The sequence below is a fragment of the Yersinia sp. 1652 StPb PI genome (genome assembly GCF_041538345.1).
In the GTDB taxonomy this organism is placed as follows: domain Bacteria; phylum Pseudomonadota; class Gammaproteobacteria; order Enterobacterales; family Enterobacteriaceae; genus Yersinia; species Yersinia enterocolitica_E.
This window is the reverse complement of the sequence record NZ_JAULSM010000001.1, coordinates 3,075,065-3,092,265: the sequence shown is the minus strand read 5'-3', so window position 1 is coordinate 3,092,265 and position 17,201 is coordinate 3,075,065. Positions and strand designations below refer to the sequence as shown.

Genomic DNA, 17,201 nt, shown 5'->3' with positions numbered 1-17,201 from the left:
TGACGTAGTCTACAGTTGTCTGATTTATTCTATATACTGAAAATCAGACAATAACTGCTGCGATTAGGACAATCTCGGCAGGAATCATTTTTTACAGGAGACAGTTCACGATGGCAGAACCCTCTTTCCCGGTGGTTGCCACGACCGTGCCACTGAGCCTTTCCTTTCGCTGTGAGGCCTTTAATGCCAATACTGAGTTTTTGCCGCATACCCATCCTTACGGGCAGTTGATCTGCGTAAAGTCAGGTGTGGTAGCGATGAGTATCGGCGGGCAGCGTTTTCTGGCCCCCCCTGAATTCAGTGTCTGGATACCGGCCGGCATGGAGCACTCCAGCCATAACCGTAAGCCGATGCAATTTCGTGCCATTGATATTGCACCTACGCTGTGTGATGAGTTACCGCTATCAGCTTGCCTGATTAATGTCAGTCCAATCTTTAATACCATTGTGGAAGATTGCTTCTCCCGTGGTTTATTGATGCCGGAAAGCGAGCAAGATATGCGCTTAGCCCACGTATTGATTGATCAGCTCAGGTTGTCACCGGTACAGCGCACCTATCTGCCCACCTCACAGGATAAATTACTGTCACCTATTCTGGCGGCGCTAGAGCGCTGCCCGGCGGACAATACCTCGCTGGCGCAGTGGGCTAAGCGGGTCTATACCACCGAGCGGACGTTATCGCGCCGCTGCCAACAAGAACTGGGTATGGCTTTTAGCGAATGGCGGCAGCGGTTGCGTTTTTTACATGCGATCTCATTGTTAGAAAAGGGTAAAACCGTGCAAAGTGTCGCACTGGATGTAGGGTATAGCTCCGCATCAGCTTTTATCGCCATGTTCCAGCAAATTGCAGGGACTACGCCGGAGCGTTTTCGTCGCAGTAATCCCCTTCATCCTTGACGCCGCAGGGGTGTTGGCTACGCTCACGCACCCGAATCACTGACTTGAGTCAGCTCATCGGGATTTATTCGCTTGCCGCCTACCTGCAACGCCAATGATTTTGGGGATCGTCTTCATCCTGAAGCTGTAGGGGGTTGGCTGCAACTCCAACTTCTTTGGGTATATACTAAGTCCCTGCTTTTCATCTATAGGGCAGTAAGCTGCCGGAGAATAAAGTGAAAATCCTGGTTGATGAGAATATGCCGTACGCAGATGTGCTATTTCGGCGTTTAGGTGAGGTACAGGCAGTGCCGGGGCGGCCAATCCCCCGTGACGCACTGGTTGGTGCAGATGCGCTGATGGTGCGCTCGGTCACCAAAGTGAATGAGGCGTTGCTGCAAGGCACGTCAATTGGCTTTGTGGGAACGGCAACCGCCGGTACCGATCATGTCGACGATAACTGGCTACAGCAACAGGGAATCGGTTTCTCCGCAGCTCCCGGTTGTAATGCCATTGCGGTTGTGGAATATGTTTTTTCCGCACTGATGATGATGGCCGAACGTGATGGTTTCCAATTGCGTGACAAAACCGTCGGTATTATTGGGGTGGGGAATGTCGGGGCCAGATTGAATACCAGGCTACAAGCCCTTGGTGTGCGGACTTTGCTGTGCGATCCACCACGAGCAGACAGAGGTGATAACGACACTTTCTGGCCGCTGGAAAAACTGGTGCGAGAGGCAGATGTTCTCACTTTCCATACGCCGTTGAATAAAACCGGCCCTTATCAAAGCCTGCACATGGCGGATGATGAATTACTGGCAGCCTTGCCGGATGGCCGTATTCTGATTAATGCCTGCCGCGGAGCCGTGGTGGATAATGCCGCGCTGCTTGGTGCGTTGGAAAAAGGTAAAAAACTCAGCGTGGTTCTGGATGTATGGGAACCGGAACCGGAATTATCTTTGCCGCTGTTAGGGCGGATTGATATCGGGACACCACATATCGCCGGCTATACGCTGGAGGGTAAAGCTCGTGGTACCACACAAGTGTTTGAAGCTTTTAGTCAACATCTGGGGCAGCCGCAGTCGGTAGAGCTAGCTTCTTTGTTGCCTCAACCGGAGTTTAGCCACTTGAGACTTAACGGTGCGTTGGATGAAGGCAAATTAAAACGATTGATGCACTTGGTGTATGATGTGCGCCGCGATGATGCGCCACTGCGCCATGTGGCCGGTATCCCCGGTGAGTTTGATCGGCTGCGTAAGCACTATCAGGAACGCCGTGAGTGGTCATCACTCTGCGTGCAGTGCGATGATGCTGCCAGTGCTGAACTGTTGCAGAAATTAGGCTTTAGTACACAGTTATTATAAACGCGGTATAAACGTTAATTTATTGATTGTCAGGCGGTTTTTTACCGCCTTTCTCTTTCAATCGATCTTAGTATCTGAATGAACCCTTGTAATTTAATGAACGTTAGTGGAGAAAACCAACATGTCTGACGGCTGGAATATTGCTCTGTTAGGAGCAACGGGCGCAGTAGGTGAAGCTTTGCTGGAGCTGTTAAATGAGCGCCAGTTCCCGGTTGGTGAATTGTATCCGCTGGCCAGCGAACGCAGCGCCGGTGCTTCTGTGCGCTTTAATGGTAAAAGTTTACTGGTTGAAAATGTTGCTGAATTTGACTGGTCTCAGGCGCAGTTAGCTTTCTTTGTTGCCGGGCGCGAAGCCTCACAACTCTATGCGGAAGAAGCAGCGAATGCCGGTTGCCTGGTTATCGACAGCAGTGGCCTGTTCGCGATGGAACTGGATGTACCGCTGGTGGTGCCAAGTGTGAATCCTCAGGTGCTGGCAGAATATCGCAATCGCAATATTGTGGCGGTAGCCGATAGCCTGACCAGCCAGTTGCTGACTGCGATTAAACCACTGACGGAACAGGCTGGCTTGTCCCGCGTGCATGTCACTGCATTGATTTCAGCCTCCGCCCATGGCAAGGCCGCTGTGGACGATCTGGCCGGTCAAAGCGCCAAGCTGTTAAATGGTATTCCTGCTGAGCCAGGTGTTTTCGCTAAGCAATTGGCATTTAACGTGTTGCCGCTGCTGGCGGATGAAGAGGGCAGTGTGCGCGAAGAGCGCCGTCTGGTTGATCAGGTGCGCAAAGTATTGCAAGACGATGGCTTGCCTATCTCGGTGAGTTGCATTCAATCACCGGTATTTTACGGTCAGGCACAAGTGGTTCATCTGGAAGCCTTGCGCCCGATCTCCGCGGAGGACGCTCGCAGTGAGCTGGAAAATTGCGACGATATCCAGTTATCAGAAGAAGATGATTACCCAACACAAGTCACTGATGCCTCTGGCAGTGATGTTTTGAGTATTGGTTGTATCCGCAATGATTATGGCATTCCCGAAGTGTTGCAGTTCTGGTCAGTGGCCGACAACATTCGTTTCGGCGGTGCGTTGATGGCAATTGAAACGGCGGAGCGCCTGTTGCAGGAGCAACTGTACTGATGTCCGAACTTGAGTTGACTCAGCCACAAGAGATAGTGGCTGAAACGGCCGGTATAAAAATTGCGCTGGGTATTGAATATAACGGCAGCCGCTATTTCGGCTGGCAACGGCAGTTGGAGGTTGCCAGTGTGCAGGCTTGTCTGGAGGCTGCCTTGTCAAAAGTTGCCGATGAATCCATTGGCGTATTTTGTGCTGGGCGCACTGATGCTGGCGTACATGCCACCGGGCAGGTGGTGCATTTTGTCACCTCGGCGGTGCGTAAAGATGCCGCCTGGACGATGGGGGTCAATAGCCATTTACCGCCTGATATCGCCGTGCGCTGGATAAAAACAGTGGATGACGATTTTCACGCCCGTTTCAGCGCTACTGCCCGCCGTTATCGCTATATCATCTTTAACCATCGCTATCGTCCAGCGGTGTTGGCGCAAGGGGTAACTCATTGCTACCTGCCGCTGGATGCTGAAAAAATGGAACGAGCGGCGCAATGTTTACTCGGCGAGAATGATTTTACCTCGTTTCGTGCGATACAGTGCCAGTCGCGTACCCCATGGCGAAATGTAAAACATGTCAAAGTTACCCGACATGGCGCGTATATCGTGGTAGATATCAAGGCCAACGCTTTTGTTCATCATATGGTACGTAATATTGTTGGTAGCTTGATTGAGATTGGCGCTGGTAATCAGGATGTCAACTGGATGGCCCAGTTGCTGGCACTGAAAGACCGATCACGTGCTGCGGCAACAGCGAAAGCCGAAGGGTTGTATTTAGTCGCGGTTGATTACCCCGAACGCTTTGCGCTACCAACAGCGCCAATGGGACCCCTTTTTTTGGCAGACGACTGATTTCTCTACATTGATGAGTGAGGTCGCCTTGGGCTAAGGAATACCTAAGGAAGTTCAGCTAATCTCACTCACTCAAAGCACAAGTATGTTTACCATTTGAGAGTATTTATGGAATTTATACGTTTCGTTATTGATTTTATTTTGCATATTGATGTCCATCTGGCGGAGCTAGTGGCGCAGTATGGGGTTTGGGTTTACGCCATTTTATTCCTGATCTTATTCTGTGAAACCGGTCTGGTGGTGACGCCGTTCCTGCCAGGGGATTCTTTGCTGTTTGTGGCCGGTGCGTTGGCAGCATTACCGTCCAATGATATCAATGTGCACATTATGGTGGCACTGATGGTTACCGCCGCTATTTTGGGCGATGCTATTAACTACACCATTGGGCGGGTGTTCGGAGAGAAACTATTCAGTAACCCGGACTCCAAAATTTTCCGCCGCAGTTATCTGGAAAAAACCCATCAGTTCTACGAAAAACATGGCGGTAAAGCGATTGTTTTGGCACGTTTTGTCCCGATTATCCGCACTTTTGCGCCGTTTGTCGCCGGAATGGGTAAAATGTCTTATCGCCACTTTGCGGCTTATAACGTGATTGGGGCGTTGGTATGGGTGCTGTTATTCACCTATGCTGGTTATCTGTTTGGTAACGTACCTATCGTGCAGAACAATCTGAAATTGCTAATCGTTGCCATTATTGTGGTGTCAATTTTGCCGGGTGTATTTGAGGTATGGCGGCATCGGCGCGCGCAATCACGGCAAAAAAATCAGTAAAAACGTTACCTAAGCCGTGGGTTCGACCAGTTTTTTATCTACACTGTCGAGCCAATATGGTTTAATGAGTGACATTTATGGTCTGTTCCTGCGGACAACCCGAGTTCCTGTGCCTTAGCCACGTTGTAATGGCGTGTATCTCAGGCATTTTTTGTTGGGATGTTTTCAGGGAGATGGTTAAAGCATGAACAGCGGACTGGCAACAGCCAGGTTCAAACAGAAAGGTCATCGATGAGCTGGATTGAACGAATTCTTAACAAAAGCAATATTACACAAACCCGTAAAGCGAGTATTCCTGAAGGGGTGTGGACGAAATGTGACAGTTGCGGTCAGGTGCTTTACCGTGCCGAGTTAGAGCGTAATCTGGAAGTTTGTCCTAAGTGTGATCACCACATGCGTATGACAGCCCGTGCACGGTTACATATGCTACTGGATGCAGGCAGTGAAGTTGAATTGGGTAGCGAACTGGAGCCGAAGGATATCCTGAAATTTAAGGATTCCAAAAAGTATAAAGATCGCATTTCTGCCGCACAAAAAGATACCGGCGAAAAAGACGCTTTGGTTGCCATGAAAGGGACCTTACAAGGGATGCCGATCGTTGCCGCTTCATTTGAATTTGCCTTTATGGGTGGATCAATGGCGTCAGTAGTGGGTGCCCGTTTTGTGCGTGCAGTTGAGCAGGCGCTGGAAGATAATTGCCCGTTGGTGTGCTTCTCCTCCAGTGGTGGTGCTCGTATGCAGGAAGCATTGATGTCACTGATGCAGATGGCAAAAACCAGTGCTGCTCTGGCTAAAATGCAAGAGCGTGGCTTGCCGTACATTTCTGTGCTGACGGACCCTACCATGGGTGGCGTCTCCGCCAGTCTGGCAATGTTGGGTGATATCAATATCGCAGAACCAAAAGCCTTAATCGGTTTTGCTGGTCCACGGGTTATTGAGCAAACCGTTCGGGAAAAACTGCCGCCGGGCTTCCAGCGCAGTGAGTTCTTGATTGAAAAAGGCGCTATCGACATGATCGTTCGCCGCCCGGTGATGCGTCAGACAATTGCCAGCATCTTGTCTAAATTAACGCATCAGCCACAACCTGATGTGGCTGAGAGCAAAGCTGATACAGTCCAGGCGGATAATCAGGCTGAAGCCTGATTATCCCCACGGGCATCACCCTGATAAGGTGATGCCCGGTGGTTGTGCATGGTCGCAACTTAAGCTTTGCTGCTTTCAATAAGAAAAGATATACCCAAAGTAATTGGAGCCGCAGGTAGGCAGCAAGCGAATAAATCCCGAATCACTGACTTAAGTCAGTGATTCGGGTGAATGAACGCAGCTAACAACCCTGCGGCTTCAAGTACGAAGGATATAAAGGCCAGTGACGGGACTTATGAAAAACCATCAAACTCCCCAAGCCACGTCGCCTTTGGCCGCGTGGCTTTACTATCTTGAACGTTTGCACTCTCAACCCATCGAGTTGGGTCTGGAACGTGTTAAACAGGTTGCTGAGCGTTTGGATCTGCTTAACCCTGCCCCAAAAGTCTTCACCGTTGCCGGTACTAATGGCAAAGGCACCACCTGTTGTACCCTGGAATCAATTTTACTTGCAGCGGGTCTGCGGGTCGGGGTTTACAGCTCACCTCACCTTTTGCGTTACACCGAGCGAGTCCGTATTCAGGGGCAAGAACTGTCTGAGGCTGAACACAGCCACTCTTTTGCTCAAATTGAAGCCGGGCGTGCGGGTATCTCACTGACTTACTTCGAATTTGGCACCTTATCTGCGCTGCAATTATTTAAGCAGGCTAAGCTTGATGTAGTGATTCTGGAAGTGGGGCTGGGTGGACGTTTGGATGCGACCAATATAGTCGATTCTGATGTTGCGGCTATCACCAGTATTGCCATAGACCATACTGACTGGTTGGGCTTCGATCGAGAAAGCATTGGCCGCGAGAAGGCCGGTGTTTTCCGTGCGGGGAAACCTGCCGTGGTTGGCGAACCGGATATGCCGCAGTCGATTGCCGATGTTGCGGCGCAATTGGGGGCGCCGCTGTATCGCCGTGATGACGCATGGCGGTTTAGCCAACAACAGCCAGGTGAACAACAAGAAAATAGCTGGGATTGGCAGTGTGGCAACCATCATTGGACCCATCTACCCTTACCCAATGTACCCTTGGCGAATGCGGCGACAGCTCTGGCAGTATTGCACTATTCCGGCCTGCCTTTAAGCGATGAGGTTATTCGCCAGGGTTTGTTGGCTGCCAGTTTGCCGGGGCGTTTTCAGGTTGTCAGTGAGCAACCACTGCTGATTTTGGATGTAGCCCATAACCCGCATGCAGCACGTTATCTCACCGACAGGCTGGCTCGATTGCCGAAACACGGTAAAGTACGGGCTGTGGTAGGTATGCTATCAGATAAAGATATCGGCGGGACGCTGGCCTGTTTATCTGAACAAGTCGATGAATGGTACTGCGCGCCGCTTGAAGGGCCGCGTGGGGCGACGGCGGAGCAATTAGCCGAGCATTTGGTGTTATCACGCCAGTTTAGCGATGTAGAAACGGCCTGGCGTCAGGCTATGTTGGATGCAAAACCACAGGATGTGGTTATTGTCTGTGGCTCTTTCCATACTGTCGCTCATGTGATGGCTGTATTGGATTTGTGACAGCCTGAATTTGTGAAAACTTGAGTTTATCAAGGCATTGAATTGGGAGTGCGAGTGGCAAGTAAGTTCCAGAACCGTTTAGTCGGGACCATAATTCTGGTGGCGTTAGGCGTGATTGTGCTGCCGGGGCTACTGGATGGTAAAAAGAAGCATTATGAGGATGAGTTCGCCGCTATCCCATTAGTGCCAAAACCAGGTGATAGTCAGGAGATCGATGCGGTTGGTCCGGTCAGCCAACCTCTGCCTATTGCTCCACCGGAAGGTGCGGCGCAAGCCGTGGATGTCCCCAAAGATGATTCCGCCTCTCAGGCTGCTAATGATGCTGGTAACCCTCCGTCTGAACCGACTATCGTGGCACCGCCAGTGATACAGAGTAAGCCGGTTGAGGTGAAACCTGTTGAGAAGAAACCGGTTGAGGTCAAACCGCTACCGGTAGAGAAAAAACCGCAGGAAGTGAAACCTAAACCTGAGGTTAAACCGGACGTTCAGCCGGAAACTAAACCGGTCACAGAAGAAAAAGCACCGGTAGGGCAGGCTTATGTCGTCCAACTGGGCGCGTTGAAAAACGCAGCTAAAGTGAATGAAATCGTGGCGACGCTGCGCTTGTCAGGTCATCGGGCGTTTACGGTGCCAGCAACACCGGTTCAAGGCCAAATAACCCGTGTGTATGTCGGGCCAGATGCGTCAAAACAAAAATTGCAATCTGCGCTGCCAGAGCTTAATTCATTAAGCGGCCTGAATGGGCAAGTTAAGCCCTATGGCACGGCGCGTTAAGGTTTATGCCGAGAGTTAAGATATCAGGGTGTACGGGGTTTTTGAGCTAAGTTTGTGCGGCGATTGTTGTTTTTAAAATCGCCGCACTTTAATTTGTCGCGGGTAAGAATTCCCCTACGCAAACGTTTTCTTTTTCTGTTAGAATTCGCCGCGAACAGGATGCAGCGGCGATTTCGTCATTGGAATAGTCATGGTCTGGATTGATTACGTCATTATAGGGATTATCGGATTTTCTGCATTGGTCAGCTTAATCCGAGGTTTTGTCCGTGAAGCATTGTCACTTGTAACATGGGGATGTGCGTTTTTTGTTGCCAGCCATTTTTACACTTACCTTGCTGTCTATTTCACGCGTTTTGAAGATGAAGTAGTTCGCAACGGAATTGCCATCGGCATTTTGTTCATCGCGACATTGATCGTCGGGGCTATTGTTAACTATGTGATTAGTTCGTTGGTTGAACGTACTGGTTTATCAGGAACTGACAGGGTGCTGGGTGTCTGTTTTGGCGCGCTGCGAGGTGTTCTGATAGTCTCTGCCATGCTGTTCTTTCTGGATACGTTTACCGGCTTCTCACAGAGTGTTGACTGGAAACAGTCACAATTAATCCCGCAGTTCAGTTATATAATCAGGTGGTTCTTTGACTACCTGCAGAGCACGTCGAGTTTCTTACCGAATCAATTACCGATTCGGAGCGGCTTATGAGGAAAAGACAACATGTGCGGTATTGTCGGTATCGCCGGTTTTGCACCGGTAAACCAGTCGATTTATGATGCGCTGACGGTGCTTCAGCACCGAGGCCAGGATGCTGCGGGCATCGTTACCATTGATGCCCATAATGGGTTCCGGCTGCGTAAAGCAAACGGCTTGGTGAAGGATGTATTTGAAACCCGGCATATGCTGCGCTTACAGGGGAATATGGGTATTGGCCATGTTCGTTACCCGACGGCTGGCAGTTCCAGTGCTTCCGAGGCTCAGCCTTTCTACGTTAACTCACCGTTTGGCATCACTCTCGCTCATAACGGTAATCTGACTAACGCTCACCAACTGAGAAAGAAATTATTCGAAGTTTCTCGCCGTCATGTGAACACCACTTCTGACTCGGAAATTTTGCTGAATATTTTTGCCAGTGAATTGGACCGTTTCCAACATTATCCGTTGGAATCAGACAATATTTTTGCTGCTGTTGCCGCAACACATCAGTTGATCCGTGGGGCATACGCTTGTGTTGCGATGATTATCGGCCACGGGATGGTCGCGTTCCGTGACCCTAACGGTATTCGCCCGCTGGTTATTGGTAAACGCACGTTAGTTGATGGCCGCAATGAATATATGGTCGCTTCTGAAAGTGTGGCACTGGATACCCTTGGCTTTGAATTCCTGCGGGATGTTGCGCCGGGCGAAGCTGTGTATATCACGGAAAAAGGCCAGTTGTTTACCCGCCAGTGTGCTGAAAATCCGAAATACAATCCGTGCTTGTTTGAGTATGTGTATTTTGCTCGCCCAGACTCCTTTATGGATAAAATTTCTGTCTACAGTGCGCGCGTGCGCATGGGCCAGAAGTTGGGTGCCAAAATTGCCAAGCAGTGGGAAGATCTGGATATTGATGTTGTCATTCCTATCCCGGAAACATCTTGCGATATCGCGCTGGAAATCGCCCGTATTCTGGATAAACCGTACCGCCAGGGGTTTGTGAAAAACCGTTATGTTGGCCGTACCTTTATCATGCCGGGTCAGCAGGAACGTCGTAAATCTGTGCGCCGTAAACTGAATGCCAACCGCGCAGAGTTCCGTGATAAGAACGTCTTATTAGTGGATGACTCTATCGTGCGTGGCACCACATCAGAACAGATTGTCGAGATGGCGCGTGAGGCTGGGGCGAAGAAGGTCTATTTCGCCTCTGCGGCACCGGAAATTCGTTTCCCGAATGTGTATGGCATTGATATGCCAAGTGCGAACGAATTGATTGCCCATGGTCGTGAAGTGGATGAAATCCGCCAGTTGATTGGTGCCGATGCGCTGATTTTCCAGGACCTTAGCGATCTTATCGAGGCAGTACGCGAAGATAACCCAGACATCACCCAGTTTGAGTGCTCGGTCTTTAACGGCGTTTACGTGACTAAAGATGTCGATCAGAGCTATCTGGAATATCTTGAGTCGTTACGTAACGATGATGCGCAGGCATTACGTAATCATAACGAAGCCGAGAATCTGGAGATGCATAACGAAGGGTAATATACCCTTCATACGTCAAACTGCATGTACGTTGGCTGCCATCACTAACCCAAGTCATTGAGTTATCTCAACTCCTTGGGTTCATTTCGTTGCCGCCTTCCTGCAATTTGAATTATTTTGGGTATACCTGGGTATATTTAGCGAAAAGCAGATCATGAATCAAAAAGGTGCAACCAGCGTTCCGGCGCGGTGCACCTTTTTTGTTATCTAGCCGAGGGCCATGGGTATTGTGGAAAAACGGGGCCAATAACTTGCTAATCCGTACTTGATACGGCAAAGTCGGGCGATATTTCTTTATGTTATGCTCACTCTATAAGGCATAACGTCAGTGCGAGGCTATACCCCATGAAACGACTTATTATCGGCATTAGCGGTGCCAGCGGTGCCATTTATGGCGTACGGCTGTTACAGGTGCTGCAACATGTCGAGGGTGTGGAAACTCATCTTATTCTCAGTAATGCGGCGCGCCAGACGCTGGCGCTGGAAACGGAATTCAGCGTGAAGGATGTGCAGGCACTGGCCGATGTTGTACATGACTCACGTGACATTGCTGCTTGTATCTCATCCGGATCATTCAAAACGCAAGGTATGGTTATTTTACCCTGTTCAATCAAAACGTTATCTGGAATTGTCCATAGCTATACCGAGGGTTTGCTCACCCGCGCCGCGGATGTGATCTTAAAAGAGCGCCGCCCGCTAGTGTTATGTGTGCGTGAAACCCCGTTGCATTTAGGGCATTTACGCCTGCTGGTACAAGCCGCTGAGCTGGGCGCTACCATTATGCCGCCAATGCCTGCGTTTTATCATCGACCACAAACCATTCAAGATATTGTTGATCAGACCGTTAATCGGGTTATCGATCAATTTGACATCGAACTGCCTGAAGACCTGTTTACACGATGGCAAGGCAATAATTAACATTTTTCCCTTAATTGATACATTTGTGCAACATCGCACTGAAATGGGGCGGATTATGCACCACAATGATGCTGTTTTAGAACGCGTATCATGGCATGAGTGTGGTATTCGATTTTTGTATACGACTTGATGCCTGTATTTCGTGGTGATCGTGCTAATTAAGCGGTGGTGGAATTAGCTTTCCTACCAGATGATTACTGGCACGATTACTGCAAATTGATTTATGAACGCTCTGGGTTGTACAGAACATTAACGCGCTTTCTGGCATCGAAAATCAATTTGAGGGTTATGTATGAATAAGAAGATGTTGGTTCTTCCGCTAGTCTTAGCATTAGCTGCTGCCAGCAGTGCTTTTGCTGCCATTCCGAAAGATGTCAAAATTGGTACTGATCCAACTTATGCTCCTTTTGAATCCAAAAATGCCAGTGGTGAATTGGTAGGTTTTGATATCGATATAGCAAAAGAGTTATGCAAACGTATCGATACTAAATGTACTTTTGTTGAAAGTGACTTCGATGCATTAATCCCATCACTCAAAGCCAAAAAAATCGATGCCATTATCTCCTCACTCTCCATCACTGAAAAACGCCAGAAAGAGATTGCTTTCACCGACAAACTTTACGCTGCCAATGCCCGTTTAATCGCGACCAAAGACAGTAAAATCGAGCCAACATTAGTCGCCTTGAAAGGCAAACGTGTTGGGGTGTTGCAAGGCTCTACGCAGGAAGCATTCGCCAATGCTGAGTGGCAGCCAAAAGGTATCGATGTGGTTGCCTATCAAAATCAGGACTTGATCTACGCTGACTTGGCTTCAGGGCGCATTGATGCGGCTTTCCAGGATGAAGTTGCAGGCAGTGAAGGTTTCCTGAAACAAGAAGCGGGTAAAGGCTATGCTTTCGCCGGCCCATCAGTAAAAAATGATCAGTTCTTTGGCGTAGGTACCGGTATGGGCTTGCGTAAAGATGATGCGGAACTGAAAGCGGCGCTGGATAAAGCCTTTGCAGAAATGCGCAAAGATGGCACCTACGACAAGCTCGCGAAAAAATATTTCGATTTTGATGTTTACGGCGGTTAAGCACCTTTGCCGTTAGAGCCTCTGCCGAGAGTGGCAGGGGCCTCTACATGCAATTAAACATAGCAATTAACCAGACTCCTTACTCAGTAAAACAGGATAACCCAGATGCTGGATGGATATTCGAAACTGATATTTGAAGGTGCGCTGGTGACGCTGGAGTTGGCACTGTGTTCAGTGCTGCTGTCAGTGATTATCGGCTTGATTGGTGCCGGTGGAAAGTTATCATCAAACCGGCTGTTATCTGGCTTGTTTGAGTGTTACACCACGCTGATCCGTGGTGTACCCGATTTAGTCTTAATGCTGCTTATCTTCTATGGTTTGCAGATAACCCTAAATAGCATTACTGAATCAATTGGTTTTGAACAAATCAATATTGATCCTCTCTCCGCTGGGATTATTACCCTTGGCTTTATCTATGGTGCTTATTTCACTGAAACCTTCCGTGGCGCATATATGGCCGTACCCAGCGGCCAAATTGAGGCGGCGACGGCATTTGGTTTCACCCCTAGCCAGATTTTCCGCAGAATAATGTTTCCTGCCATGATGCGCTACGCACTGCCGGGTATTGGCAATAACTGGCAAGTCATTCTAAAGGCAACGGCATTGGTCTCTATTCTGGGATTAAATGATGTGGTTAAGGCCACACAGTTGGCAGGCAAAGGGACTTACCAGCCGTTTTTCTTCGCTTTAGTGGCCGGTGTGGTCTATCTCATCTTCACCACGGTATCGAATGGCGTATTACTGTGGCTAGAACGGCGCTATTCCCATGGGGTGAAGAGGGCTGAGCTATGATAGAAATCCTGCAACAATATTGGCAAGCGTTGCTCTGGAGCGATGGCTACCGCTTTACCGGGATGGCTGTCACCTTATGGTTACTTATTTCCTCGGTAGTGATGGGCGGGTTGCTGGCAATTCCTTTGGCCGTCGCAAGGGTAGCCGAACGGCGTTGGATTCGTTTGCCGGTCTGGGTTTTTACTTATATCTTTCGTGGCACGCCTTTATATGTACAATTATTGGTATTCTATTCCGGTATGTACAGTTTAGAGATTGTCCGAGGCAATGACCTGTTAAATGCCTTTTTCCGCAGTGGCTTGAATTGCACTATTTTGGCGCTGACACTGAATACCTGTGCTTATACCACTGAGATTTTCGCCGGTGCCATTCGTTCGGTGCCACACGGTGAAATCGAAGCCGCCAGAGCCTATGGTTTTTCACGTTTTAAATTGTATCGCTGTATTATTTTACCTTCTGCACTGCGTATTGCCTTACCGGCCTACAGTAATGAGGTCATCTTAATGCTGCACTCTACCGCTCTGGCATTTACTGCCACAGTGCCAGATATTCTGAAAATAGCGCGAGATATTAACGCCGCAACTTATCAGCCGTTTTATGCTTTTGGTATTGCTGCCGTACTTTATCTGATTATCTCCTTTACGCTAATTAGCCTGTTCCGCCAGGCAGAGAAACGTTGGCTGGCTCATATAAAACCTCAGGCATCGCATTAAGTACGGAGACCTTATGACTGACACATTAGAAACTAAAATAGCTGAAACCAAACTGTCTGTGACGGAATTGCATAAGCATTACGGTGAACACGAAGTACTCAAGGGCGTTTCACTTTCAGCTAAAGCAGGTGATGTTATCTCCATTATTGGTTCTTCCGGTTCAGGGAAAAGCACCTTTTTACGCTGTATCAACTTTTTGGAAAAACCCAGTGAAGGCTCGATTAGTGTAAATAATCGTGATATCCGTTTGGTACGAGATAAAGATGGGCAGTTGAAAGTTTTTGATAAAAAAGAGCTGCAACTGTTACGAACTCGCCTGACGATGGTATTCCAACATTTTAATTTGTGGAGCCATATGACGGTGTTGGAGAATGTGATGGAGGCGCCGGTTCAAGTCTTGGGGCTGAGTAAGTCAGTAGCCAAAGAGCGGGCTATCCGTTATCTGGATAAAGTCGGAATTGATGAGCGCGCACGCGCCAAATATCCGGTGCACCTATCTGGTGGGCAACAGCAACGTGTCTCCATTGCCCGGGCATTGGCGATGGAACCGGATGTATTACTGTTTGATGAACCCACCTCCGCACTGGATCCTGAATTAGTCGGTGAAGTATTGCGTATTATGCAAAAGCTGGCAGAGGAGGGGAAAACTATGGTGGTGGTAACCCATGAAATGGAGTTTGCCCGTCATGTCTCCAGCCATGTTATCTTTTTACACAAAGGCGTAATTGAAGAGGAAGGCCCGCCGGCTGAACTTTTTGGTAACCCAAAGAGTACCCGCTTGCAGCAGTTCCTTTCTGGTGCACTGAAGTAACATCGCTGCGGGATAGCGATTTTATCTATCCCGCAGCAGTTTGATTAAGCTGAGGGTTTGTGCAGCACATTGCGCAGTGCTTCTTCCAGTTCAAAATAACGAAAACCAAAACCGGCTTCTTCCAATCGTTTCGGCACTGCCCGTTGCCCGCCCAACACTAACGCTGCGGATTCACCCAGTAATAAACGAATCGCGGCGGCAGGTGTGCGGATAACCGCTGGTCTGTCTAACACGTCGGCCAGCGTGGCAATAAATTGCTCGTTATGTACCGGATAAGGCGAAACCATATTAAATGGACCCTTGAGGCCATCGGTGGTCAGCAAATAATGGATACCATGTACCATATCATCGATATGGATCCAGGGTAGATATTGGCGACCATCCCCTATCGGGCCACCCAATCCAAGACGTAATAGCGGGACCATTTTGGCTAGTGCACCGCCGTGTGGCGCTAATACAATACCGGTGCGTAACAGGCAAACACGGGTATGACTACTTTCAGCCGCCCGCGCCAGATTTTCCCAGCGCTCGCACAACTGATGGGTAAATTCATCATGTGGCGTCTCTTCTTCGGTAACCAGAGCTTGCCCCTGATCACCATAAAAGCCAACGGCGGACCCTGAAATAAATACTGCTGGCGGTGTAGTGCTGGCCTGTATTAGCGTGGTCAGGCGCTCGGTTATCTGCCAGCGGCTTTGGCATAGAATTTCTTTTTGCTGCGAGGTCCAGCGTTTTTCCGCAATAGGCTCACCGGCCAGGTTGATTACTGCATCAAAATCATTGAGATCATGTTTATCATCCAGCGTTGACCAGCAGGTGACTTGTGCGCCGAGTACCTGATTTGCCCGCTGAATGTCACGGGTCAGTGCGGTTACTTGATGGGCTTGCGATAAAAGGAAGGCAGTCAGACTGCGCCCTATTAGGCCTGTAGCTCCGGTTATTAATATACGCATAGCCAACCTCCATTTATTCCCTTCTTATTTGAAGCCGCAGAGGTGTTATCTGCGTTCACTTACCCAAATCACTTACTTGATGCCTGAATAGTGGCAGTCTGGTGTCTCTTTCAGCATAGGCTAACCTACGCTCTTCTCCTACGATACTGAGCATATCTTGAGATTAAAATTTTTATCTCATCAGAGCGTCTGGTGAGTCACATCATTTGGAAAAATAAAATTTTTTAACTAAATAAATGCACCAATCTGTCCGATTAATACGGTATTGAGTGCTTAAGTAATACCACTTCGACGGTAGAAAACGGCCGGGATGGTTATTTTTTCTGAGCAACAAGAACGACTATAAGCCATACCCTGATTATTTTTAAAACACTGATTTTGCGAATTTCTGCTAGAGTAAACAGACTAACCTGAATGGACGAGAGGGCAGTTGGCCTTCTCCCTTGTGAAGTTTGGATGTTTTATAAATAAATATTGGGTGTTTTATAAAAACTCACGGTGGCTTATAAATCCTCCGGCTGAGATCTGGTTGTGATCTCATTGTTGTCCATACACTTTTTCAGGTGCGCATGAAGCTAAATATCGAAGTTAATTGTTCTTATGTATGCGAACCCATACATAGACAAGATGGTAGCTTACTGGCAGTAGAGCTATTAAGCCGATTTTCAGCTAAATCGGTTGATTTGCCCATCGATGTTGAAAAGTTTATTAAAGAATTAGATGTCGACGGAAAGACTAATTTATTCCAGGATCAATTGCGTGCAGTAAAAGCCTATAGCGCTTGGTTTATCACGCACCATGTTTTGCTCTCAATCAATATTGATTTTGATTTGGCGGGAGTGATTGTGACTGATGCCGCAACGCGCCAGTTGTTAGATGAGATGCCCTTCCTACGGTTGGAGATCATGGAGACTTTTTCTAATTTATCCGATGGTATGAATAACCCATTGTTACGGGAATTGGCGCAGCGGTATCCGTTATGGCTGGATGATTTGGGCAGCGGCGGCTCCACCTTGAATGCGGTCACAGCCAATATTTTTGAATATGTAAAAATCGATAAGCATTTTTTCTGGCAGCACAATAAGCATACCTTCCCGATCTTAATCAATAACATTAAGAAATATTGCCTCGGTGTCATTGTGGTGGGCGTGGAAAATGAAGATGAGTCAGCGCAACTTAAGGGTAGCAATATTGATGCAATGCAGGGATATTTATTCAATCCTGTGACATTGGATGAATTGGTATCTCAACCCTCATTATAACGGTTTCCTCGTATTGTCGTTCACCTTGCGCTGATATTTTTT

At 48.5% G+C, this 17,201-nt stretch carries 17 protein-coding genes; 16 read left to right on the top strand and 1 reads right to left on the bottom strand.

All coding sequences use genetic code 11. The annotated features are described in order from the left end of the window. Positions 1–110: 110 nt before the first annotated feature. From Q2T71_RS14105 to hisP, 15 genes are all read left to right on the top strand, one after another. Complete coding sequence (locus Q2T71_RS14105; protein WP_372559492.1) at positions 111–896, top strand: helix-turn-helix domain-containing protein; 786 nt, start codon at positions 111–113, stop codon at positions 894–896. A gap of 215 nt (positions 897–1,111) precedes the next feature. Then, positions 1,112–2,239, top strand: a complete 1,128-nt coding sequence (pdxB, locus tag Q2T71_RS14100) for a 4-phosphoerythronate dehydrogenase PdxB (RefSeq protein WP_372559491.1) — start codon at positions 1,112–1,114, stop codon at positions 2,237–2,239. Positions 2,240–2,360: 121 nt separating this feature from the next. Beyond that, on the top strand, positions 2,361–3,371 hold the full coding sequence (locus tag Q2T71_RS14095) for an aspartate-semialdehyde dehydrogenase (RefSeq protein WP_372559490.1): 1,011 nt from the start codon (positions 2,361–2,363) through the stop codon (positions 3,369–3,371). Beyond that, positions 3,371–4,213, top strand: coding sequence for a tRNA pseudouridine(38-40) synthase TruA (gene truA / locus Q2T71_RS14090; RefSeq protein ID WP_372559489.1), 843 nt, complete (start codon positions 3,371–3,373; stop codon positions 4,211–4,213). Before Q2T71_RS14095 ends, truA begins: the two co-directional genes overlap by 1 nt. Before the next feature lie 108 nt (positions 4,214–4,321). Beyond that, positions 4,322–4,984 (top strand): DedA family protein, encoded by a 663-nt coding sequence (locus Q2T71_RS14085; RefSeq protein WP_083158234.1) that lies wholly within the window; start codon positions 4,322–4,324, stop codon positions 4,982–4,984. Between the two features lie 231 nt (positions 4,985–5,215). After that, positions 5,216–6,127 carry an acetyl-CoA carboxylase, carboxyltransferase subunit beta gene (gene accD, locus Q2T71_RS14080; protein ID WP_372559488.1) on the top strand — a complete coding sequence of 304 codons (912 nt, stop codon included), beginning with the start codon at positions 5,216–5,218 and terminating at the stop codon, positions 6,125–6,127. Positions 6,128–6,362: 235 nt separating this feature from the next. Then, on the top strand, positions 6,363–7,631 hold the full coding sequence (gene folC, locus Q2T71_RS14075; protein WP_372559487.1) for a bifunctional tetrahydrofolate synthase/dihydrofolate synthase: 1,269 nt from the start codon (positions 6,363–6,365) through the stop codon (positions 7,629–7,631). A 54-nt stretch (positions 7,632–7,685) separates the two neighbouring features. Then, positions 7,686–8,405, top strand: a complete 720-nt coding sequence (gene dedD / locus Q2T71_RS14070) for a cell division protein DedD (RefSeq protein WP_372559486.1) — start codon at positions 7,686–7,688, stop codon at positions 8,403–8,405. A 190-nt stretch (positions 8,406–8,595) separates the two neighbouring features. Continuing rightward, the gene (gene cvpA / locus Q2T71_RS14065; RefSeq protein ID WP_005192693.1) at positions 8,596–9,105 is read left to right on the top strand and encodes a colicin V production protein; all 510 of its coding nucleotides are present in this window, start codon (positions 8,596–8,598) and stop codon (positions 9,103–9,105) included. 12 nt (positions 9,106–9,117) lie between these two features. Beyond that, positions 9,118–10,635 (top strand): amidophosphoribosyltransferase, encoded by a 1,518-nt coding sequence (gene purF, locus Q2T71_RS14060; RefSeq protein WP_083158238.1) that lies wholly within the window; start codon positions 9,118–9,120, stop codon positions 10,633–10,635. Between the two features lie 345 nt (positions 10,636–10,980). After that, positions 10,981–11,553, top strand: a complete 573-nt coding sequence (locus tag Q2T71_RS14055; protein ID WP_083158239.1) for a UbiX family flavin prenyltransferase — start codon at positions 10,981–10,983, stop codon at positions 11,551–11,553. 292 nt (positions 11,554–11,845) lie between these two features. Then, the gene (hisJ, locus tag Q2T71_RS14050; protein WP_083158240.1) at positions 11,846–12,628 is read left to right on the top strand and encodes a histidine ABC transporter substrate-binding protein HisJ; all 783 of its coding nucleotides are present in this window, start codon (positions 11,846–11,848) and stop codon (positions 12,626–12,628) included. 105 nt (positions 12,629–12,733) lie between these two features. After that, positions 12,734–13,420 (top strand): histidine ABC transporter permease HisQ, encoded by a 687-nt coding sequence (locus Q2T71_RS14045; RefSeq protein ID WP_083158241.1) that lies wholly within the window; start codon positions 12,734–12,736, stop codon positions 13,418–13,420. Further along, the gene (locus tag Q2T71_RS14040) at positions 13,417–14,133 is read left to right on the top strand and encodes an ABC transporter permease (RefSeq protein ID WP_083158242.1); all 717 of its coding nucleotides are present in this window, start codon (positions 13,417–13,419) and stop codon (positions 14,131–14,133) included. The genes Q2T71_RS14045 and Q2T71_RS14040 overlap by 4 nt, the downstream gene beginning before the upstream one ends. A gap of 13 nt (positions 14,134–14,146) precedes the next feature. Continuing rightward, complete coding sequence (hisP, locus tag Q2T71_RS14035) at positions 14,147–14,944, top strand: histidine ABC transporter ATP-binding protein HisP (protein WP_005192680.1); 798 nt, start codon at positions 14,147–14,149, stop codon at positions 14,942–14,944. Positions 14,945–14,988: 44 nt separating this feature from the next. Here the strand turns inward: hisP and Q2T71_RS14030 are convergent, their stop codons facing one another. Further along, entirely contained in the window at positions 14,989–15,897 is a 909-nt protein-coding gene (locus tag Q2T71_RS14030) for a TIGR01777 family oxidoreductase (RefSeq protein ID WP_372559485.1), read from the bottom strand. Between the two features lie 569 nt (positions 15,898–16,466). On the opposite strand from Q2T71_RS14030, the gene Q2T71_RS14025 reads away from it, so the two are divergent. Further along, entirely contained in the window at positions 16,467–17,159 is a 693-nt protein-coding gene (locus Q2T71_RS14025) for an EAL domain-containing protein (RefSeq protein ID WP_193784623.1), read from the top strand. Positions 17,160–17,201: the final 42 nt, after the last annotated feature.

Coding starts and splice junctions, on each gene's coding strand:
- Q2T71_RS14105 (WP_372559492.1), top strand. CDS start 111: ATGGCAGAACCCTCTTTCCCGGTGGTTGCCACGACCGTGCCACTGAGC.
- Q2T71_RS14095 (WP_372559490.1), top strand. CDS start 2,361: ATGTCTGACGGCTGGAATATTGCTCTGTTAGGAGCAACGGGCGCAGTA.
- truA (WP_372559489.1), top strand. CDS start 3,371: ATGTCCGAACTTGAGTTGACTCAGCCACAAGAGATAGTGGCTGAAACG.
- Q2T71_RS14085 (WP_083158234.1), top strand. CDS start 4,322: ATGGAATTTATACGTTTCGTTATTGATTTTATTTTGCATATTGATGTC.
- accD (WP_372559488.1), top strand. CDS start 5,216: ATGAGCTGGATTGAACGAATTCTTAACAAAAGCAATATTACACAAACC.
- folC (WP_372559487.1), top strand. CDS start 6,363: ATGAAAAACCATCAAACTCCCCAAGCCACGTCGCCTTTGGCCGCGTGG.
- cvpA (WP_005192693.1), top strand. CDS start 8,596: ATGGTCTGGATTGATTACGTCATTATAGGGATTATCGGATTTTCTGCA.
- purF (WP_083158238.1), top strand. CDS start 9,118: ATGTGCGGTATTGTCGGTATCGCCGGTTTTGCACCGGTAAACCAGTCG.
- Q2T71_RS14055 (WP_083158239.1), top strand. CDS start 10,981: ATGAAACGACTTATTATCGGCATTAGCGGTGCCAGCGGTGCCATTTAT.
- hisJ (WP_083158240.1), top strand. CDS start 11,846: ATGAATAAGAAGATGTTGGTTCTTCCGCTAGTCTTAGCATTAGCTGCT.
- Q2T71_RS14045 (WP_083158241.1), top strand. CDS start 12,734: ATGCTGGATGGATATTCGAAACTGATATTTGAAGGTGCGCTGGTGACG.
- Q2T71_RS14040 (WP_083158242.1), top strand. CDS start 13,417: ATGATAGAAATCCTGCAACAATATTGGCAAGCGTTGCTCTGGAGCGAT.
- hisP (WP_005192680.1), top strand. CDS start 14,147: ATGACTGACACATTAGAAACTAAAATAGCTGAAACCAAACTGTCTGTG.
- Q2T71_RS14030 (WP_372559485.1), bottom strand. CDS start 15,897: ATGCGTATATTAATAACCGGAGCTACAGGCCTAATAGGGCGCAGTCTG.
- Q2T71_RS14025 (WP_193784623.1), top strand. CDS start 16,467: ATGAAGCTAAATATCGAAGTTAATTGTTCTTATGTATGCGAACCCATA.